Annotated in this window: 23 protein-coding genes and 2 pseudogenes; 10 read left to right on the top strand and 15 right to left on the bottom strand. The window is 59.9% G+C overall.

The window, feature by feature from the left end; genetic code table 11:
* Positions 1-437: 437 nt before the first annotated feature.
* Positions 438-638 carry a hypothetical protein gene (locus AC1DNW_RS05935; protein WP_113299706.1) on the top strand — a complete coding sequence of 67 codons (201 nt, stop codon included), beginning with the start codon at positions 438-440 and terminating at the stop codon, positions 636-638.
* A gap of 264 nt (positions 639-902) precedes the next feature.
* Here AC1DNW_RS05935 and AC1DNW_RS05940 read toward each other — a convergent pair whose 3' ends face one another.
* Complete coding sequence (locus AC1DNW_RS05940) at positions 903-1874, bottom strand: quinone oxidoreductase family protein (protein ID WP_113311366.1); 972 nt, start codon at positions 1872-1874, stop codon at positions 903-905.
* A gap of 84 nt (positions 1875-1958) precedes the next feature.
* Here AC1DNW_RS05940 and AC1DNW_RS05945 point away from each other — a divergent pair, with 84 nt between their 5' ends.
* A complete protein-coding gene (locus AC1DNW_RS05945; protein WP_477852190.1) occupies positions 1959-2819 on the top strand; it encodes a LysR family transcriptional regulator in 861 nt (286 codons plus the stop codon).
* Positions 2820-3105: 286 nt separating this feature from the next.
* Here AC1DNW_RS05945 and AC1DNW_RS05950 read toward each other — a convergent pair whose 3' ends face one another.
* Positions 3106-4011, bottom strand: coding sequence for a hypothetical protein (locus tag AC1DNW_RS05950; RefSeq protein ID WP_113311368.1), 906 nt, complete (start codon positions 4009-4011; stop codon positions 3106-3108).
* A gap of 63 nt (positions 4012-4074) precedes the next feature.
* On the bottom strand, positions 4075-4488 hold the full coding sequence (locus tag AC1DNW_RS05955) for a hypothetical protein (protein ID WP_113311369.1): 414 nt from the start codon (positions 4486-4488) through the stop codon (positions 4075-4077).
* 388 nt (positions 4489-4876) lie between these two features.
* Between AC1DNW_RS05955 and AC1DNW_RS05960 the strand changes: the two genes are divergently transcribed.
* Positions 4877-5065, top strand: coding sequence for a hypothetical protein (locus tag AC1DNW_RS05960; RefSeq protein ID WP_113311370.1), 189 nt, complete (start codon positions 4877-4879; stop codon positions 5063-5065).
* A 77-nt stretch (positions 5066-5142) separates the two neighbouring features.
* Here the strand turns inward: AC1DNW_RS05960 and AC1DNW_RS05965 are convergent, their stop codons facing one another.
* The 7 genes from AC1DNW_RS05965 to napE all read right to left on the bottom strand — a co-directional run bounded on the left by AC1DNW_RS05965 (position 5143) and on the right by napE (position 10820).
* The gene (locus tag AC1DNW_RS05965) at positions 5143-6057 is read right to left on the bottom strand and encodes an alpha/beta fold hydrolase (RefSeq protein ID WP_113311402.1); all 915 of its coding nucleotides are present in this window, start codon (positions 6055-6057) and stop codon (positions 5143-5145) included.
* A gap of 87 nt (positions 6058-6144) precedes the next feature.
* Positions 6145-6852, bottom strand: coding sequence for a cytochrome c3 family protein (locus AC1DNW_RS05970; protein WP_113311371.1), 708 nt, complete (start codon positions 6850-6852; stop codon positions 6145-6147).
* The gene (locus tag AC1DNW_RS05975) at positions 6849-7271 is read right to left on the bottom strand and encodes a nitrate reductase cytochrome c-type subunit (RefSeq protein WP_113301965.1); all 423 of its coding nucleotides are present in this window, start codon (positions 7269-7271) and stop codon (positions 6849-6851) included. Before AC1DNW_RS05975 ends, AC1DNW_RS05970 begins: the two co-directional genes overlap by 4 nt.
* Positions 7272-7312: 41 nt before the next feature.
* Entirely contained in the window at positions 7313-9817 is a 2505-nt protein-coding gene (gene napA / locus AC1DNW_RS05980) for a periplasmic nitrate reductase subunit alpha (protein WP_113301940.1), read from the bottom strand.
* Complete coding sequence (locus tag AC1DNW_RS05985) at positions 9792-10091, bottom strand: chaperone NapD (protein ID WP_113311372.1); 300 nt, start codon at positions 10089-10091, stop codon at positions 9792-9794. The genes napA and AC1DNW_RS05985 overlap by 26 nt, the downstream gene beginning before the upstream one ends.
* A complete protein-coding gene (napF, locus tag AC1DNW_RS05990) occupies positions 10084-10602 on the bottom strand; it encodes a ferredoxin-type protein NapF (protein WP_113311373.1) in 519 nt (172 codons plus the stop codon). Before napF ends, AC1DNW_RS05985 begins: the two co-directional genes overlap by 8 nt.
* An 8-nt stretch (positions 10603-10610) precedes the next feature.
* On the bottom strand, positions 10611-10820 hold the full coding sequence (gene napE / locus AC1DNW_RS05995; protein ID WP_113301943.1) for a periplasmic nitrate reductase, NapE protein: 210 nt from the start codon (positions 10818-10820) through the stop codon (positions 10611-10613).
* A 392-nt stretch (positions 10821-11212) separates the two neighbouring features.
* On the opposite strand from napE, the gene AC1DNW_RS06000 reads away from it, so the two are divergent.
* Entirely contained in the window at positions 11213-11869 is a 657-nt protein-coding gene (locus tag AC1DNW_RS06000) for a glutathione S-transferase family protein (RefSeq protein WP_113311375.1), read from the top strand.
* Between the two features lie 50 nt (positions 11870-11919).
* On the opposite strand, the gene AC1DNW_RS06005 is transcribed toward AC1DNW_RS06000, so the two are convergent.
* Together AC1DNW_RS06005 and AC1DNW_RS06010 are read right to left on the bottom strand one after the other, a co-directional pair.
* Positions 11920-12393 (bottom strand): hypothetical protein, encoded by a 474-nt coding sequence (locus AC1DNW_RS06005; protein ID WP_113311376.1) that lies wholly within the window; start codon positions 12391-12393, stop codon positions 11920-11922.
* A 277-nt stretch (positions 12394-12670) separates the two neighbouring features.
* Positions 12671-12886, bottom strand: a pseudogene (locus AC1DNW_RS06010) (transposase); the annotation flags it as partial.
* On the opposite strand from AC1DNW_RS06010, the gene AC1DNW_RS06015 reads away from it, so the two are divergent.
* The 4 genes and pseudogenes from AC1DNW_RS06015 to AC1DNW_RS06030 all read left to right on the top strand — a co-directional run.
* Positions 12821-13390 (top strand): hypothetical protein, encoded by a 570-nt coding sequence (locus AC1DNW_RS06015; protein ID WP_162748613.1) that lies wholly within the window; start codon positions 12821-12823, stop codon positions 13388-13390. The pseudogene AC1DNW_RS06010 and the gene AC1DNW_RS06015 overlap by 66 nt on opposite strands.
* 106 nt (positions 13391-13496) lie before the next feature.
* Complete coding sequence (locus tag AC1DNW_RS06020; RefSeq protein ID WP_113311377.1) at positions 13497-13895, top strand: hypothetical protein; 399 nt, start codon at positions 13497-13499, stop codon at positions 13893-13895.
* A 689-nt stretch (positions 13896-14584) separates the two neighbouring features.
* Positions 14585-15265, top strand: coding sequence for an LssY C-terminal domain-containing protein (locus AC1DNW_RS06025; RefSeq protein WP_477852192.1), 681 nt, complete (start codon positions 14585-14587; stop codon positions 15263-15265).
* Positions 15266-15436 (top strand): annotated as a pseudogene (locus AC1DNW_RS06030) (sodium/glutamate symporter); the annotation flags it as partial. It abuts the gene before it with no gap.
* Positions 15437-15468: 32 nt separating this feature from the next.
* On the opposite strand, the gene AC1DNW_RS06035 reads toward AC1DNW_RS06030, so the two are convergent.
* A complete protein-coding gene (locus tag AC1DNW_RS06035) occupies positions 15469-15864 on the bottom strand; it encodes a nuclear transport factor 2 family protein (protein WP_113510646.1) in 396 nt (131 codons plus the stop codon).
* A 110-nt stretch (positions 15865-15974) separates the two neighbouring features.
* Here AC1DNW_RS06035 and AC1DNW_RS06040 point away from each other — a divergent pair, with 110 nt between their 5' ends.
* Positions 15975-16955, top strand: a complete 981-nt coding sequence (locus AC1DNW_RS06040; RefSeq protein WP_113510645.1) for a LysR family transcriptional regulator — start codon at positions 15975-15977, stop codon at positions 16953-16955.
* A 262-nt stretch (positions 16956-17217) separates the two neighbouring features.
* On the opposite strand, the gene AC1DNW_RS06045 is transcribed toward AC1DNW_RS06040, so the two are convergent.
* Positions 17218-18171 carry a LysR family transcriptional regulator gene (locus tag AC1DNW_RS06045; protein ID WP_477833116.1) on the bottom strand — a complete coding sequence of 318 codons (954 nt, stop codon included), beginning with the start codon at positions 18169-18171 and terminating at the stop codon, positions 17218-17220.
* Positions 18172-18328: 157 nt separating this feature from the next.
* On the opposite strand from AC1DNW_RS06045, the gene AC1DNW_RS06050 reads away from it, so the two are divergent.
* A complete protein-coding gene (locus AC1DNW_RS06050) occupies positions 18329-18982 on the top strand; it encodes a hydrolase (protein WP_113311381.1) in 654 nt (217 codons plus the stop codon).
* Positions 18983-19106: 124 nt separating this feature from the next.
* Here AC1DNW_RS06050 and AC1DNW_RS06055 read toward each other — a convergent pair whose 3' ends face one another.
* Positions 19107-19580 carry a winged helix-turn-helix transcriptional regulator gene (locus AC1DNW_RS06055; protein ID WP_477852193.1) on the bottom strand — a complete coding sequence of 158 codons (474 nt, stop codon included), beginning with the start codon at positions 19578-19580 and terminating at the stop codon, positions 19107-19109.
* Positions 19581-19595: the final 15 nt, after the last annotated feature.

Consider the following 19595-nt stretch of genomic DNA (forward strand, 5'->3'; position numbering starts at 1 on the left):
GTCATTTCCCGAATGAAGACGGAATAGACCAGAATATTTCACCGGCCAGCGCCGCGTTAAAACGTGGAAGTCTTAGGTGAAACGATAAAAATTCAAGACAAAACATGAGAATACGAGGAGGTAGTCGTGAACTATCCGGGCAATATTCGTGCGTCTTCTGCATAGGCTTCGGCCTATTCGGAGACTCTTCGTCACACAACCCGCAGCCGCCAAAAAGAATAGTTATAACCGGCTGTGCAGGCTTCCTTGATCACTCAACTGGGGGAGGATTGAGGCGATCGTTGGCAAGGCCATGTGAGACGAAGCGAGGGGTTGCGCGCAAATTCAGGCGCCATTTGTCTATGCGTAGGAGCCTGATGCTGAAGCGCAACCCCATTCCATCGATTTCAAGAGAGTTCTGATGCGAGCTGCCCGCTCATGGGCAAACGGAGGCTAAGATGATCACTACCGATAACCAGAACCACATCGAATTGAAACCGGCTTCGAACTGCAGACGGGAAGTCGAAATCGCCATGATGGGAATGCTCACCAATCTGCAGACCCGTGGATGGTCAGCCGCCGAACTGGCACTGGCGCTTGCGGATGCCTCGGAAGAGCTCGTGATGCTGATCGCCAGCAAAAAACTGAGATCGAATTAAGCATTCAAGCCGGATCGCTATGCTTTTGCGGGCGTGATGAAGCCAAGGACGTTGGCGGTGGGTTTGTCGTATCGCGTTGCGATACGACACCGCCCGGAAGCGAGTTGAAGGTGACAGATGCGGCCCGGCCACATCAACGGTCGAAGCAGACACGGCGATTGACCGGAAGGTCTGCCACTATCGAGAAACGTCACAAGCCGCCTGTCGCCCGCGTCGCCTCCACCGAGGAACGACCCCGCCCCGCCACCGAACCCACGCCAGCCATCACGGCAGCAGCAAAATGCTGCCTGCCGACCGCCCCGTTTCCATTTCCTCATGCGCCTTCGCAACCTCGGCCAGCCCGTATTCCGCTGATATCTCGCAGACGATGCCCCGCTCCATCGCGGCGATTGCCGCCTGCGCCGCGTCGCGGTATCGGCCGACATCGGCGCACCAGGCCATGATGCTCGGATGCGAGAGCGATTTGCCCGGCCGAAGCTCCTCGACGGCAACGGGTGGAATGGGGCCGGCGGCCTGGCCGATGGTGATGGCCGTGCCGAAGGGGCGCACGGAGCGGATGCTTTTCAGGAGCATATCGCCGCCGATGCCGTCATAGGCAACATCGACGCCGTTGCCGCCCGTCAGCTGCTTTACTTCGGCAACAATATCGGCCCCTCGCCCGACAATCAGATGGTCCGCGCCATAGGAAGTGGCGAGTGCCGCCTTCTCCGGCGAACTGACCGTCCCGATGACGGTGGCATTAAGCGATTTCGCCCATCGCACGAGAATGCTGCCGAGCCCGCCGGCGGCGGCGTGGATCAGCACGGTGCTGCCCTGCCCGACATTGGTGACCTTCTTCAGCAGCATATAGGCCGTCATGCCCTTGAGCAGCGAGCTTGCGGCCACCTTGGCGGAGACCGCATCGGGAAGCGCAATCACCCGTTCGGCTGCCATGATGCGGGTGGAGGCATAGGCGCCGGCCGGCGGGCCGGCATAGGCGACGCGGTCGCCCGGTGCAAACTCCGTGACATCGGCGCCGACCTCTTCGACGACACCCGCGGCCTCGACACCGATGACGGCGGGATAGGAGGGCAGCGCATAGAGGCCCTTGCGGTGATAGACATCGAGGAAATTGGTGCCGACAGCCTGATGGCGGATCCTGACCTCACCGGGACCGGGAGACTCTGACGGCTGATCCTGCAGCCGGAACTGGGTGACATCGCCGGGGGCGTTCAGCAGGACGATCTGGTCGGGCATCGGTCATCTTCCTTTGTCTGGGGCCGCGTTATGGGGAGAAACTAGCCGATAGCGCTATGTGTGAAAATTCCCTATTGTCGCACAATGATTGGGAAAGAATTCACACAGATCGACTGGGACGACCTGAGGCACTTCCTGGCGCTGGCGCAGGCGGGAACCTTCCTCGGCGCGGCAAGACAGATCGGCGTCGAGCACGCCACGATCAGCCGGCGCATTGCCGCCCTTGAGAAAGATCTCGGCCGCAAGCTCGTCGACCGCCGCGGGCGGCGCATCGTCCTGACTGATGACGGCGAACAGGTTGCCAGACACGCCGCCCTCGTCGCCCAGCAGATGGCTGTTATCGAGCAACTCGGCCGCGCAAGCGCCACGGAGATGCGCGGCCATGTCAGGATCAGCGCCCCGCCGGCCCTGTCGAGCGTGCTTCTTGCAAAACCCATCGCCGCCATCAGGCGAGAGCATCCGGGCATCGAGATCACGCTCGTGGGCGAAAAGCGCCTCGCCTCGCTGAACCGCCGGGAGGCGGATATCGCAGTGCGCATGTCGCGGCCGGAAGACGGCGATTATGCCATTACCAAAGTCGGGGAAATGGCCTTCCATCTCTATGCGTCCAAGGCCTATCTCGAAACCGTGCCGGAGGCGCAATGGACCTTCATCGGCTATGACGAGGGCATGAACGCCTCGCCGCAGCAATTGCGCCTTTTCGAACTCGCCGCCGGCCGGCCGATCGCCATCCGCTCCTCCGTTCTGGAGTTTCAGGCAGCCGCAGCAAGGCTCGGCGGCGGTGTCGTCCTGCTGCCGGATTTCGCGGTGTCGGATGCGGATGACCTGCAGCGTATCGAGGATGAAAACCCTCTGAGGCGGGAGGTGTGGCTGGTCGTCCACGCCGAGATCAGGGACGTGCCGGCCATCAGGGTGGTGATGGAGGCGCTGAAGGGCGCCTTTTGAGATGCGGCGATCAGTGAAGAGTCGGCGCTAATGCCGATATCAGGTCATTCATATGACCCGGCATCCTCCCGCATTCCATAGCTATCTGGCAGGCGACAGACTTTTCCGCAGATCTTCTCCATCGCCTTTCCCCGCTCAAGGCTGAGATGATCTCGTCCTGAGCGAAGCATTCAGCCATCAGCGGGAGTTCTATCGCACAACGGCTGATGGTCACTCGAGGCGCAGCGTCTGGAGAGCGGACTAGCCTTCAACAGGGCTGCTACGGTTTCATTCTTCTGATCAATCGTCAGGGCATGTTCTCATCCGGTTGAAGGCTACCCCACGTGCTTATGTTGATTTCGGTCGGGAATGGGTAGAGGTCTGATATAGACTGCGATGTGTTCTCTAGAAGCTGCCTCGTCCTGGAGGGCGCATGGTCCCCCACTACCAACATGAGAATGAACGAAAAGTTTTCCCTCTCTGCTTCATTTAAGTTTTCGTACAGCTTATTGACGCGATCAAAGATGATCTTGATCAGAGAGAGCGGAATCGAACCATTGTGGGTATACTTAACTTCAACAACTGTAAAACGTCCCGGCGTAGCGTCAACGCCATCGAAAACTAGGTTAGGGATGGATGGAACTGCCAGAGAGCGATAGAAGAAACGCTTCTGCGTCCTTTCAAGCTTACTGAGCGCCAGATCGGTCGAAACCCTCATTCGAAGCCGGTTCGCATCGTGAGACAGTCTCAGGTAAGAAGGTATAGGCGCCTCTACCGACGATGAAGTCTCTGCCTGACTTGGAAGAGGTTCGTGGGCGAGACCACCTGATTGTTCCGTGGCTTGTAGCGCTAGCTCGTCATGTGCAGCCGACAGAGCGGCATCCCCAAGCACTTGTGACTCCTCGATCACTTGCTCCGGGAACTCCTCGGCCTCCTTCAACAATATCGCTGATGGCGATGCTTTTGTGAATTTGGTGAAGTTTTCTTCGTCTTTGAAGTCAGAAGGCGCGTACAGGACGGTATGATTCCAGTTCAGGATCGCAAAGAACAGCAAGATGAGAAGTGTCGGGAACCCCATCAAGAACCATACGTACGTCGCTTGCGTCTCTCTCTCAATAAGCGGAAGAATTAAGGTGCCGCTTACTTCTGCGAATCCAGCGAATAGCGCTACGACAGTGAGGGGGTTTTTGACGTGCGTGAATTTCTCAAGCATCTGAATATCCACCTGAGACCTGATATTCTCGCTGCCCCTCGCTCACCAGGTATGCCGCGCCGGTCAACTCTTCTTCTGGAGCCGCATCGCGAAGGCCTCGCAGCCGCCGATGTCGCCGTCCCATTCGAAGTTCTCGATGATATCGCTCTGGCTGGCGATGATCTTGAGCTTGCACTCATAGTCGTAGCTGGTGGTCCTCGATCCCTGCACGGTCGAGTAAATCGGCTGTCCGTTCACATATGTCGTGGCAGTGTTGTAGGTGGGCAGAGTGTAGGAGCCACTGTCGTGGTTGTTCCAAGTGTAGACCTTCTTACCGGCGATGCTCATCTGGCTGTCAGGGTAGCCGAGCTTGGCGATAGCGGCGCTGAGAGGTTGCCCTTTTAGGGCCTCCATAGCAGGCTTGGCGCTATCCATCGTAACGCAGCCGGAAACAGCCCCGAGCGAGATCAGGGCGATGGTCTTGAGCAGTCTAGTCATGTGGCCCCCCGTAGTGCACCGTGGAGATACACAACCGGCGACGCTCGGGCAATCACCTTATAGGTCGCTTGGGACTTCTAGAGGGGAATGTTGTTGATAAAAGGGAGTCCCCGCCCCCATCCATCATAAAGATCATTCGGAGAGGAGCTCTGTTCATGTTCCGCCGGAAATCCACCACCTGTTGCGCCAGAACTATTTCCATCATCCCACTGTCGGATTCCCCTCCGGCCGGTCGTCATCCAGACAGACAGATCATGGAGGACACACCAATGACGATTACGATTACCGGCTTTGAACTCGCACCGCCCTTGCCTTGTTTTTGCCACCACCCTGACATGCACTCTTTACAAATAACGCCTACCATAGGTTCGGAGATGGAGGACAGGCGATGAATGAGATGACCGCATCTGACATGCTGAGGGATGCGCTTATCCGTCAGGTGCTGCGCGCCGACAGGATCAGCCTTGCCTCTTTTGCTACCCTGCTGGACACCGCCAGCCGGCAACAGGCCCGCCGCGCCGCCGAAAGCGCTCCTCCGCGGCCAGCGCCGGAAGCCTGCAGCGGTGAGCCTCTTTGATGTCCTGACATGCGACAAGTGTGCGTACTTTGAGTGCGCCTTAGCCAGGCGGGCCTTTTCTCGCCCTGCCCTCTGGCCTAGACCATCGCGATGAAAGGCCTGTTATCCTCGCCTGCAAGATCACCCGGCGTACTGCCGACAAGATCGCCCAGCATGGTCACCGCCAGATCGGGCGCGACATGGTGCGGCATGTGGCCGACGCCATCGAGCAGTTCGACGCGGACGGCCGGATGCCTCTCATGGAGCCAGTCGAGATGCCAGACGGGATCGATGATCCGGTCTTCGCGCCCGAAGAGAACGGAGACCGGCAGATCGGCCGGCAGTCTTCCAAGCGGCTGCATGTCGCCGTTGAAGGCCCAGAGTTCCTCGGCCATGGTGGCGATCGAGGCGGCATTGACCACGTGCATGGGCGGCAGGGTGAAAAGCTCTGCTGCGACGGGATTGGGATAGGACGAGGCGCGCAAGCCGCGCTCAAGGAAATAGGACGACCAGCGGGCGATCACATGCTGGCGGATGACGGGGCCGACGAAGGGCGCCACGGCGCTGCGCAGCACGATGAACGGCTTGAAGGGAACGGGCCGGCAGCAGGGCGAGATGAGAAACAGGCCCTTCACGAGATCCGGCCGGCGGACGGCCAGATGCAGCGCTGCCGCACAACCGATCGAATGGGCTGACAGCACGACCTTCTCGAACTCCAGCGCCTCGAGGAAACGCTCCAGCCAGAAAGACTGGCCAAGCGGGCCGCGCTCACCGGCGGGCAGTGCCGGGCTGAAACCATAACCCGGCCTGTCGGGCGCGATCATGTGAAGACCGCTGCCCGCAAACGGCATCATCACTTCCGCCGAGATACTGCCGCAGCCATGCAGCAACACGACCGGATTTTCACCTGTGCTTCCACTTTCGAGCATATGGATCTGCTCGCGACCGGTCTCAATGATTTTGCCAAGCTGCGGGAAGACGGCCGGCGGAGGGAGAGGCTGCACGTGGATCATGTCGGCGAAACGCAAATGCCGGCAAAACGTTCCCCCCCCCCTGAAAAACAGACCGCTTTCAGGGGGTTAGAGCACCGGCAGCAGCCGTCAATCGTTGCCGGTCACCGCATCTGCCGTACCGAGATAGGCCGCGAGCTTGGCCCGCTCATGCCAACCGGGATCGGAATTCCTGCCCATCAGCTCCGCCGGGACCTTCCAGCCCGGATCGACGCCTTTCATGTCGGGAAGTTCATGCGCGATGCCCTTGTGGCAATCGATGCAGGTCGCCTTGCCCGGCAGCAGGTATCGCGTGTGGATCTCGGCGGCGCGCACGGTCTGTTTCGTCAGGTCCATGGCGCCCATCGAGTGACAGTTGCGGCATTCCAGGCTGTCATTGGCCTTCAGCCGCGCCCATTCGTGCTGGGCGAGCTCCAGCCGCTTGTCGAGGAACTTCTCGCGCGTGTTGATCGTCCCGAATATCTTGCCCCAGACTTCCTTCGACGCCTGCATCTTGCGGGCGATCTTGTCGGTCCATTTGTGCGGCACATGGCAATCCGGGCACGTGGCGCGAACGCCCGAGCGGTTGGAGAAATGAACCGTGCGGCTCAGTTCCTCGTAGACGTTCGTTTTCATTTCATGACAGCCGGTGCAGAAGGCCTCGGTGTTGGTCACCTCGAGCGCGGTGTTGAACGCGCCCCAGAACATGACGCCGCCGACGAAGCCGCCAAGCGTCAGGAAACCCAGGCTGAGTGTCACGGCCGGCGTGCTCACCAAACGCCAGCACCAGAGGATTATCGCCTTTATCCAGCCGATCATTGCTCGCTTCCCGCAGGCTTGAAGCCCAGCTCGCTCATGTCCTTGAAGGTATTCGGCACCAGGGGCTTCGCATCCGCCTGCGGCACGTGACAGGCGGTGCAGAAATATCGCCGGGGCGAAACGTCGGCCAGCATCTGCCCTTCGCGGGTCATGAAGTGCGTAACACTGATCATCGGCGCGCCGGAGCCTTCCGTCAGCTCGCGCCGATGGCAGGAAAGGCAGCGATTGGCGTTCACCGTCAGCTGGTAGCCCTCGATCGAATGCGGGATGATCGGAGGCTGGTCCGGATAATTCCGCATCTTCCTGATGTCATCGACGACCCATTTGGGAACCGGTTTCGCCTCCTTGCTCTCCATCGGGTTCTCGTTGCCCGACAATGAGGGCACCATCTGCGCCAGGGTGACGGTGCCCGTGAGCATGAGAAAGGCGACGGCCGCGATCGCCCAGGCGCGCCTCGAGATCAGGCGACGGGAAGAAGCTTGACTGCGCATTTTTTGAAATCCGCTTGCTTGGAGATGGGGTCGGTGGCGTCGAGCGTGACCTTGTTGATCAGCTGGCTGGCGTCGAACCACGGGACGAAGATCACGCCATGCGGCATTCGATTGCGCCCGCGAATTTCCACGCGGCTGATGATCTCGCCGCGCCGCGACTGGATGCGCACCTCCGCCCCCTGATTGAAGCCCAGCTTCCTGGCGTCGTCTCCGTTCATGAAACACCGCGCGCCGGGAAACGCCCTGTAGAGCTCGGGAACACGCATCGTCATCGAGCCCGAATGCCAATGTTCGAGAACACGGCCCGTCACGAGCCAGAAATTGAACTCCTCATCGGGCGACTCGGCCGGCGGTTCGTAGGGCACCGCCAGGATGACCGCGCGGCCGTCCTTCTGCCCGTAGAACTTCAGCCCCTCGCCCGGCTTGACGTAGGGGTCGTAGCCTTCACGGTAGCGCCACCGCGTCTCCTTGCCGTCGACGACGGGCCAGCGCATGCCGCGAACCTGATGATACATGTCGTAGGGCGCGAGATCGTGTCCATGCCCGCGGCCGAACTCGGCATATTCCTCAAACAGCCCCTTCTGAATGTAAAAGCCAAAGGCCTTGGCCTCCCGGTTCTCGTATTCGGGCGACACCTCCGACAGGGGAAATTCGTCCACCTTTCCGTTCTGGTAGAGCACCTGGTAGAGCGTCTTCCCCTTGTATTCCGGGTTCTTGTCGAGGATCTCGGCGGGCCAGACCTCGTCGGTGGTGAAGCGCTTGGAGAATTCCACCAGTTGCCAGAGGTCCGAGCGGGCCTCGCCCGGCGCATTGACCAGCTGGTGCCAGACATGCGTGCGCCGTTCGGCATTGCCGTAGGCGCCCTCCTTCTCCACCCACATGGCCGCCGGCAGCACCAGATCGGCGCTCATGGCGGTCACTGTCGGATAGGCGTCCGAGACGACGATGAAATTGTCCGGATTGCGGTATCCCTTATAGGTCTCGTTGCTGGTGTTCGGCGCGGCCTGGATGTTGTTGTTGACCTGCACCCAGTAGAAATTCAGCTTCCCGTCATGCAGCATGCGGTCCTGCTCGACGGCGTGATAACCGGGCTTGCCCGGCAACAGCCCGTCCGGCAGCTTCCATATTTCCTCGGCGTGCTTGCGATGCTCCGGATTGGTCACGACCATGTCGGCCGGCAGCCGGTGGGCGAAAGTGCCGACCTCGCGGGCCGTGCCGCAGGCGGACGGCTGTCCCGTCAGCGAAAACGGGCTGTTTCCCGGCTCGGAAATCTTGCCCGTCAGCAGATGCAGGTTGTAGACCATCTGGTTGGCCCACACGCCGCGCACATGCTGGTTGAAGCCCATGGTCCACAGCGACATGACCTTGGTCTTGGGATCGGCATAGAGTTCCGCGAGCTGTTCCAGGAAGGCGCTGTCGACGCCCGAAAGCTCGACCGCCTTTTCGAGCGTATATTCGGAGACCATCTCCTTGAAGGCCTCGAAGTCGATCGGGTCCATCTTGGCGGCGTCGGCGACACCCTTGGCCTTCAATTCGAGCGGGTTGTCCGGACGCAAGCCGTAGCCGATGTCGGTCGTCCCCTTCATGAACTTCGTATGCTTGTCGACGAAATCCTGGTTGACGCGGCCGGTCTTGATGATGTGGTTGGCGATGTAGTTCAGGATCGCGAGGTCCGAACCCGGCTTGAAGATCAGCGGTATGTCGGCAAGGTCCATGCTGCGATGCGTGAAGGTGGAGAGCACCGCGACCTTCACATGCTCATGCCCGAGCCGCCTGTCGGCGACGCGCGTCCAGAGGATCGGATGCATCTCGGCCATGTTCGAACCCCAGAGCACGAAGGCGTCGGCGTTCTCGAAATCGTCGTAGCATCCCATCGGCTCGTCCATGCCGAAGGTGCGCATGAAGGCCACCGCCGCCGAAGCCATGCAGTGGCGCGCGTTGGGATCGAGGTTGTTGGAGCCGAAGCCCGCCCGCATCAGCTTTGTCGCGGCGTATCCTTCGAAGATCGTCCATTGGCCGGAGCCGAACATGCCGAGCGCCGTCGGCCCCTTTTCCTTGAGCACGCGCTTGGCCTGCGCCGCCATCACGTCGAAGGCCTCTTCCCAGGTGACGGGTTCGAACTCGCCGTCCTTGGCGTAGACACCGTCCCGCTTGCGCAGGAGCGGGCTCGTCAGCCTGTCCTTGCCGTACATGATCTTGGAGAGGAAGTAGCCCTTGACGCAGTTGAGGCCGCGATTGACCTCCGCCTCCATGTCGCCATGGGTCGCGACGACCTGGTTCTCCTTCACGCCGACCATGACGCCGCAGCCGGTGCCACAGAAGCGGCATGGAGCCTTGGACCATTTTATCTCCAGCGCCTCCACCCCGCCCGGCACCGACTGCGCCGCAGCGGGTGCAGCAAGGCCTGCGGTCGCAGCGGCGATCGCCGCAGCCTGCGCCTTAAGGAGATCACGCCGCGTGAGTTCGGTCGTCATCGATTGTCTCCTTCATTTCCAATGCCTGTTCAAAAACCATTGCCTGTTCGAAAACCATGTGGGCGGCGAGCACGCCGTCCATCCCCGAGATGCCGATGAGCGTTTCCCCGAGCACGCCGGAATGCGGCCCCTCGATCACCACGACGATCTTGCCCGCTCCCGTAGCGTGAACCTCGACCCCGTCGATCACCGCGAGACGCTCTGCGACATCTTCTGTCAGTTCCGGGCGGGTGATGACGACGGCACTGGAGACGTGATGACGGCTCTCAGACATGAGCGACCTCCTGACGGCGGGGCTTTATGGTGATGGAATCGGCCGGACAGACCGCAATGCAGGCGCCGCATCCCGTGCATGCCTCCGCATCGAGTTCGGGAACGAACGGCCCGCCGAGCCGCGGCCGAAACCGGATCGCACCGGCCGGACAGCTGTCGCGGCACGCCTGACAGTCGACATAATTATTGGCCAGGCACCCATCGCCAATTGCCGCATAATGGGCAAAGCCGCCTGCAGAACCGGCCGGAAAGACATTCTCAGGACATCGTTCCGCGCACTTGCCGCAAAAGGTGCATTCACTGTGCCTGAAGTCCACGACCGGAACGCCCGAACGGATCGAAATGATCTTCGTCGGACAGGCATCGACGCAGGCACCGCAGCCCGAACAGTTTTGAACGGATGTCTCAGTGGCTCCGGGAGGAAGTATCCTCCCGGAAGGGAAGATCCTGCCTTGATCTTCAGATGACCTTCCGGTGAGAAAACCACGTCGGGTGCGAGCTGGGAGAACCATGGAGATCCTCACTCTGCCGAGCCCGGAGGCGCGGCCTTCACGTCATGCGGTCCCGGCGGCCCGTAAACGATCTGGTACATCCAGACCATGAAGCCATAACCGCCGACGACCCCGACAGCGACCACAGGCCAGATCCCGAAAGCGAGCACGGCGAACGTCAACAGCTCGCGCCTGCGTTTCTTCCTGAACTCTCCGACAGAATCCGTGATTTGAGCCACAACGCCTCCCCAGAGTTGCCGACGCAACTGGTATAACCCTTTTAGCGTGTTCGGCCAATCTCCATCTGCTATCGCGACTCTCGCAAGCGCTTCACGAGCAGGAGAATCGGCTATGCGGGAAGGTGTATCGCACGCTCGCCCGGCAGTCCTTGACAGAGATCAAGCGGGCAGCCGACGAGATTGAATCCACCGGGCGGCCGACCGACGCATCCTGCTGAACTTCATTCTCCATGAGAGCTGCAGCAGTGCCCTTTCCGGCACACAATCGTTCTATGGGCGACCGATGGCGCAAGCCCGGCTCCGCTTGGCCCGCGCGGATTAATTCGGGCATCATCTGTCGGCTTCCCGCCTGCCCGTCCGTCTTCCAGACGGACAGACCAAGGATAACGACCATGACGATTACGATTACTGCCTTTGAACGCTCGCCCGATCGCGGCAAGGGTCTGGCGCGTGACATGCGCGTTCGCTGGGCGCTCGAGGAAGTCGGCCAGCCCTATGACGTCCGCTTCCTTTCGTTCAAGGCGATGAAAGAGCCCGCCCATCTTGCGCTTCAGCCTTTCGGGCAGATTCCGACCTATGAGGACGGCGATCTCACCCTCTTCGAATCCGGCGCGATCATCCTGCATATCGCCGAGCGCCATCCGGGCCTGCTGCCTGGTGATGCCAATGCCCGCGCCCGCGCCATCGCCTGGATCTTTGCCGCGCTCTCCACGATGGAGCCCGTCATCGTCGACCGCGAGACCGCCAGATATGAAGAGGGCAAGGAGAGCTGGTACAACGAACGCCTGGCCTATGTCGAAAAACGCATCCGCAAACGGCTCGCCGAACTTTCCGCCCGGCTTGGCGATGCCGACTGGCTGGACGGGAAATTCAGCGCCGGCGACCTGCAGATGATCTCGGTGCTGCTGAGATTGCAAAGCTCGGCCCTGCTGGAGGAATATCCCGATCTCTGCGCCTACATCTCGCGCGGGCAAGCGCGCCCCGCATATAAGCGGGCTTTCGAGGCGCAGAAGGCGGTGTTCCTGGCCATATCGGGAGGCGGACAATAGTCCTGACAGGGTCGATGGGCGGCGAAATCCGTGACCGAGCGCGGCGAAATCTACAAGAAAAATCGCCCCTCGGCTTCATAGCCTTCCGGTTTTGGATCGGGAACAGCATGAAGCTTTTCCTTCATGTCAGCCCGAAGATAGGTGTCGAATACATAGTGTTTGCCATTTCCCTGAAGATGCTTGCCGGTTTTCCGTTCAAGCCAGGCGCTCGCGGTCGCGCCTACAAATTTCGGGTAATGGACTTTGTTCGCTAACGGCCTGCTGTGACCGAACCGCTCGCGTGCGTTTCCTGAGCATCCGGCTTGAGGGTGTTTCGAGTGGTCGTAGTTCCACCAAACCGAAACACGCAGCTCGCCGAAGCTGATGCTTTCCCAGAGTACTACGGACGGATGTCCGGCAATACCGGCAAACAGGTGACCATCCTCGTCGCTTGGACCATCGTCGGGCGGGGCAGCAAGGGATATCCTGCCCTGCTTAATTGCCTCGTTCATCCCTAAGACCAGCAATTTCCGGTAGCTTTCCATGAGCCCCTCGCCTGATTATCTGGCAATACCTTGTTCCTAGGCTCGGTTGAGGTGGTGGCAAACAAACGACCGACCTGGGAGCACAAAGCCGTCCTAAAAAATCCGGGCTTCTATGTTCGCTTCGGGCCGAAAGCCGGCGAAAGCCTTGGCCGCTTTGGGCCGATATCGTTGAAAAACTCGATGGAGTAGCCGCTTATCCGGTGATTTCCGGCCTTTTGCGCAAGGGGCATCGGTTGCTGCCCTGCGCTCGTGCGCGGGCAATGGTTGGTGTCCCTTTTTATGCGGCGATGACGCTGTACGGCGGCCTTGCTGGCCTGAGTTTCGCCAATCTTCTGAGGTTCTGGGCGGTTGCTGCAAGCAAGAATTCGTCACGCGCACCACATGGACCTCGCAACCTCAAACGCGCCATGCGGAGAATGGGTTTGAGGTGAGCGAAGAGCATCTCGACCTTCTTGCGACGATGCCGAGACTGCTCGTATTGGGGTGTGGCAGCATCACGCGTCTCAAGCACCCGCAATGCCGAGTTTTTCAACGGTATCCGCCAGAAGCGGTCATCTTTCTAGGGATTGACGAAAGTCAGCTATCGACCTCATTCGGGAAGTTTGAGCTGAATGCAAAACCTACAAAGCTGCCGTCAGGCGTGCTACGAGTTGGCCATCGCCAACTGGATTCGGGGCTAGCCTTGAAAATCTTATTTCGAGGACTGTCCTTTGTTGTATGCGCCATTGGGGGCGTTTTCGCACTTTGGACGGTGGTGTGGATAGTTCTTGGCATTAGTTTCAAACCGAGCATTCCGTATTTCGAAGCATTCCTTAATCAGAAATATAAGGGCTATAAAAGTACCGAAGGCCGAGTGATCCGGTGCGAATCCTGGACAGAGTATTCTTCTGAGTATGAGATTAGCTGTAGGTATTTTCGGCAAGCAAAAGCCGAGGAACCAACGTACCACGCGTTTGACAAGTGGGGCGGCTACATCGGAAGTCGCGATGGCGGTTGATTGCAGAACTTACCAACTCTCCGTTACGGAGTTAGCGTTGTTTGCCTCGCACCTTGACCATGCGCGCATTGCCGTTCGAATAATACCGCTCTGACAGGGGCACACAATGCAGGATGATGAAGACAACCCTAGTCTTGCTCTTGGCCTTTACAGAGTCAGCGTACTCGTCGGTTGTATCGTTCTTATCACATATTTCTTCTGGAACATGTTTAGCGCGACCGCTGCCGTTAATCGGCTTTCAGTTGCAGCACAAAATTTCCACTACACAGAGAGGTGTGATTCCAACGGCAATCTGATTGACATAGGCAAACCTAACTGCGTTGATCTAGGTCATTATCTGCTAATAAATGGCCCCGTTCTCAAGGCTCTTCGAAGAGTTTGTTCAGAGGGTGAAACACCAGCCGTGCTGATACTTGAGAAAGGCAAAGCGTCGAGGATTGATATCGTTCGCGTAGAAAAGTCCTTGGCTTGGCGAGCGACGAACAAAGTAAACCCTCCCTGCTGACCGTCTACCCCGGCACCCGGACGGGACTAAACTTGAATCTCTCACCAACGACCGTTACAGGCCCCGCAGCGGACGTTGGTCACCTGATGGGCAATGGTTGGCGCATAACCGGGTTCTGGCATGAACTAGTCTAAAGGCAAATTCCACTATAGTCGGCTTTCAGGTCAGACACTGACCCACCGTCAACTTTCCAGAAAATCCGCCAACTCTGATTGCAAGGAAACCCCGCCTTTTCAAACACAGCTTGTCGACCTGCAGGATCGACCGTGAAGCCTTCCTTTTCCAGGGACGCCACAAGCTCTGTTTGAGCGGAAGCCCCCGAAAACTTGACGGCAACTCTTCTTTGAAACTCCCTCTCAGCGTCGGAAAATGTGTCGGGTAGCCCCCTTGCGATCTCTGGCAGCAATGGAAGAGGTGGGAACAAAGTGAGGTATCCACCTCCAATTACGATGATCGACGATATGACACCAATCAGAAAGATTATTCGAAGCATCAGCATCGCTCGCTCCCCTTGCGAGCAACCACGATAACACCGAGCGTAGTTTTTCAACAATATCGGCGCGAAGCGGTCGGTGGCAATTGCTGCCGAAGCCAACTGCAAATTATGAATGTCGCCGCCGCATGTTCGGCGTATGATCCTCCCTGGCAATCTGGGGGGATTTCCAATGCGTCATCGCACGAAAATCCGCATGGCGACGAACGCTGTGGCTGCGCTGCTGTTCACATATTTGCTGCTTGCCTATTTCGTCATTCCCGAAATCTGGATTTTTCACGATGCTGACCGCGTTGCCAAAGTTGGCAACATGGTCACGACCACCGAGCAGGGTATTCCCGGCGACCCGATCAATGTCGGTCTTGTCGGTTCGAAGGAAGAGGTCATCCGGGCGTTTGCGGCTGCCGGATGGGATCCCGCCGATAAGATTACCTTGCGCACGTCGATCGATATCGGGCTGAGCGTGGTGCTTGATCGGCCTGATCTTGATGCGCCGGTCAGCCCGCTGCTTTTTGAGGGCAGAAAACAGGATCTGGCATTCGAAAAGCCCGTGGGCAAAAGCGCCGACGAACGCAACCATGTTCGTTTCTGGCTGACCGAACAAACCGGCCCGAATGACCGCCCGCACTGGCTAGGCTCGGCAAGTTTTGATCGGGGCGTCGGCTTCAGCCACGATACCGGTCAAATCACGCATCATATCGGCCCTGATGTCGACGCAGAGCGAGACCTTGTCATCAGCGATCTTCTCAAGGCCGGACAACTTTTGTCGAGCTATGAGATCGATGGCATCGGAGCGACCAAAGACGGTCGCAACGGAGGCGGCGATCCCTATTTCACCGACGGAAAGGCTCTCGTCGGTGTGCTTCGAAACCAGTAGCACATCAGCCTGTTGCGCACATTGTTGGTAACAAATGTTGCCATTCTCATCGGCTACGCCCTGCACGAGATCATCCTTGAAGCCGGGATCAATCTTCCGCTGTTCGTCGTCTGCCTGCTGGTCGCCATCGTGATGACGAACAGCGTTCCGTTCCTGGCTCCGAGATTGCCGTGATGTGAGGAGATCGCAATGATCAGCCCCTTTCAGGCCAGGATCTCGGCTGCGAACACCTTCTGGACGATCTGCCAGCGCCCGTTGAGGTAAAAGCACGACAGCAGGTCGGTCACCTCGCGGGGCGGGATCCGCAGGCGGAGCTTGAGCAGCGCCATGTCACTGTTAATGGCGATTGAGAGGATCTGGTCGGCGCGCGCACTGCCGGCATCCTGCGGTGAGGTCAGGCTCCGGACCGCATCAAGCCAGGCGGCAACAGGCGTAACCACCACGCTGTTGCCATCGCCACGCCTGGTGACCAAGGCCGCGGGGTTGAAGATGGTCGCGAACTTGTCGGCGTCCATCGCGTAGGCGGCATCGAAGTAGGTTTTCGTTAAGGCGACCAATTCATCTATGTTTCCCGTCGGGGGCGTGTTCTGCAACGTCATGGTGGTTCCCTTCAACTCTAGTGTCCAGCTGAGTATAAGGATGGGGGCGGCAACGTTTAGTCCGCGCGCACTAATCAGCTTATAAGCTGGGCTAAGCAATCGAGGCGATCATGAAACCTTCCCTTCCGTCTGCCGGAGACTTCAACCAGCTCCGCGCCTTCGTGGCCGTTGCCGGTTCGCTGAACTTCAGCCGGGCGGCCGAGAACCTCGGTGTGTCATCCTCTGCGCTCAGCCAGATGGTCCGAGGGCTCGAGGAGCGGGTCGGGGTCAGCTTGTTCAACCGCACCACCCGCAGCGTCTCCCTGACCGAGGCGGGGGCCAAGCTGTTCGAACGGGTACAGCCCGCCGTGGAAGAACTGGCGGAGGCGCTGGGCGAGACCCGCGAGCGCCGCGCCCGTCCCGCCGGGACCGTGCGGTTGCACTGCTTCCGGGCGGCCGCGGACCTCTACCTGACGCCGATCCTCCGTGACTTCAGCGACGCCTATCCGCAGGTCGTGCTAGACATCACGCTCGACGACGCCGTCGTGAACATCGTGGCCGAAGGCTATGACGTTGCCATCCGCCTCGGGGAGGTGATCGACAAGGACCTCATTGCGGTGAAACTCGGCCCGGACCTACGACAGACCGTGGTCGCCTCGCCCGACTATCTCGCCCGGTGCGGGACGCCGGCTCATCCGCGCGACCTTCTCGCCCATCGCTGTATCGGCTGGCGATGGCCAGGGCAGAAGACGCCATACAAATGGGAGTTCATGGAAAACGGCAAGTGGTTCGAAGTCGCAATCGACGGCCCATTGATCTCCAACATGAAGGACTTCGGGGTGCAGGCGGCCGTCGACGGAGTCGGTGTTGCATTTGCCAGCCAGCAGCTGATCGCGCCCCACATCGCGGAGGGCCGCCTTGTCGCGCTGCTCGAGACCTGGTCCGCCCCCTTCCCCGGCTATCACCTCTGCTATCCGGCGCAACGGCAGATGGCGCCGCCGCTTCGCGCCGTGATCGACGCCATCCGCGGCGGCCCGCGCGAGAGTGACGGCGTCAAGGCAGCGGCGGCGATCGGCGCGGCTGTTCCTCGAGGTCTACGTCTGCAACAGTAACGCAGGGCATCAACAAGAGTTTTGCGAAACCTCGCCGGGACGGACGACCTTCAGCACGAAGGTTGCAGGTATCCCTGTTGCAAGACGCAGAGCATGGCGCTTGGCCTACCCTCATGGCAGCCACGCTCCCGAATGCTCGCCCAGGCGGCTATTACGCCCCGAGCAAGATATTCGAGCTGCACGGCAATCCCAAGGAAACAACGACCGCGCCTCATGCCGATGATCCGCCTGCAGCGCGCGCTGTTTGACGACCTGGAACGTATTACCGGCGTCCACTACGATCTCTGACAGATCCCGCATGAAAAAGATCCTCTCCCCTCTGCGCACTGCCGACGCCCAAGGGTGGCGGAGCCTCCACGAAACAATCGATCAGCATGTCCGTAAGGACGCGTATCTTCCTTGCGGGATGCTGCCCCGCCGGGCGGATGAGGTAGATGCCCGCCGGCGGTGGCGGATAGCGTGTCATGACCGGAACCAGCGCGCCGGAAGCGATATACTCATCGGTTACGCCATCGGGAATCCAGGCTATGCCGACCCCCGCCAGTGCGGCGGCGGCAAGGGCGAGCGCGTTGTCGGCCTTGAAGCGTCCCCGCGGATGAACCGTGATGATCTCGTCTCCGTCGAGGAATTGCCAGGCCTCCGTTCCCTGCATGAGGGCCTCATGGCCGGCGAGCTCCTCCGGCGTCTCGGGGGCGCCATGCCTCCTGATATAATCAGGGCTGGCGACCAGCTTCCCGTAGAGGGGACCGATGCGTCTTGCGACCATGTTGGAATCCTGAAGGAAGCCGACCCGGATTGCACAATCGAAGCCCTCCGCGATGAGATCGACGAAGCGATCGCTGTAGGACGTATGGATGTGCAGTTCGGGATGGCGTTGCGCCATCTGCGCAAGCACATGCGCGAAGTGGCTGGGGCCGAAAGCATGCGGCACGGCAACACGCAGGCGGCCGCGCAGGTCACCGGAAGGCAGGATCGTTTCTTTCGCCACGTCGATCTCGGCACAGACCCTGGCTGCATGGTCCCGAAAGGTGATCCCCGCTTCCGTCAGAGCCGCGCCGCGGGTCGTCCGTGCAAGAAGCTGGACGCCGAGTTCCGCTTCGAGCCGGATGAGCCGCCGGCTGACCATCGATTTGGAAATGCCGAGCCGCCGTGCGGCGGGCGAAACTCCCCCGGCACCGGCAACTTCAACGAATGTCCTGAGATCTTCGATTTCCACGTCAGCGTTCCCCGTTTTGCGACACAGCTTGGCATCAAAGCAGGCTACCGTAACAAAAACAGGAATGACAGTGTCCGCTTCGCAGGCGGCGCCGCTGTCAGCGTATGTCTGCCGGTAAACCGAACTCACACATAAAACGGCAGCAGAGGATATATTCATGACCTTTCGTAATGGCCTTGCCTCGCTTCTTCGCCCTGATGATTCCGTACTCGTTCTGATCGACCACCAGCCCTACCAGCTCGCCAACCTGAACAGCCACGATCCGCACATGGTGGTCAACAATTCTGCGGCACTGGCAAAGGCCGCCAGGGCTTTCGGCGTGCCGACCATCCTGACCAGCGTGGTGGCTGCGCGCGGCGGCCTCATCTTCCCGCAAATCACTGACGTGTTCCCCGGCCAGGAGGTGATCGACCGGACGTTCATCAACACCTGGGAGGACAGGAAGGTGGTGGATGCGGTCAAGGCAACGGGCCGCAAGCAGCTGATCATTGCCGGCCTGTGGACCGAGATCTGCGTCGCGATGCCGGTGATCCAGGCTCTCGGCGAAGGCTGGGACGTGACCGTCATCACCGATGCGTCGGGCGGCACTTCGGTCGAGGCCCATGAGGTCGCGATCCAGCGCATGATCGCAGCCGGTGCGAACATGATGACGTGGCTGGCGCTGGCAGCTGAATGGCAGCGTGACTGGGCCCGGCTGGAGACGGCCGGCGCCATCACCGAGGTGATCAAGGAGCACGCTGCCGGCAGCGGCATCGCATATCTCTGGGAACAGCAGCTCCTCAACACGCCGGTACCGGCCAACGCAGGCTGATGTGAGCGGGGATGACGGGACGTTGGATGAAGCGATACGAAAACGTTCGTCGCTAATCTCGACTCGTCATCCCCTTCAGTTGGACGGGGCGCCTCGCAATCCGATCAGCCCCGGAGACCGAGGTTCAATCAGCGATCCCGGGGATCAGCGACCCCCTGGCTTCAATACGAAACTCTTCCGGGTCCAGGATTCGACCATCCCGGGCTGCAAGCTGGAGCTTCGGCAATGGCTGCCGGTTCAAACTGTCCACGACCGCGTAGTTCAGCTCCCCCTCCGCAAAGCAGTTCTCTTCCCCCCATTGCCAGAGCGCGACAAGGACCACGCTCAGCTGGCGCCCTTTCGGCGTCAGAAGGTAGAGATGGCTCAGTGCGGAGTCAGGGTCCGGCTCCACCGTGAAGATGCCCTCCTCCACGAGCTTTCGCAGGCGAGCCGACAAGATGTTCTTTGCCAGCCCGAGGCTCTTCTGAAACTCCGAAAATCGTCGACGTCCCTTGAAAGCCTCCCGGACGATGAGGAGCGACCACCAATCTCCGACGGCTTGCAGAGAACGCGCGATCCCGCACTGGGCGTCCCCCATGTCAGTTCGCTTGCCCTTCATTTTTCCGCTCCCATC

It is taken from the genome of Rhizobium sp. 05L429 (genome assembly GCF_056397645.1).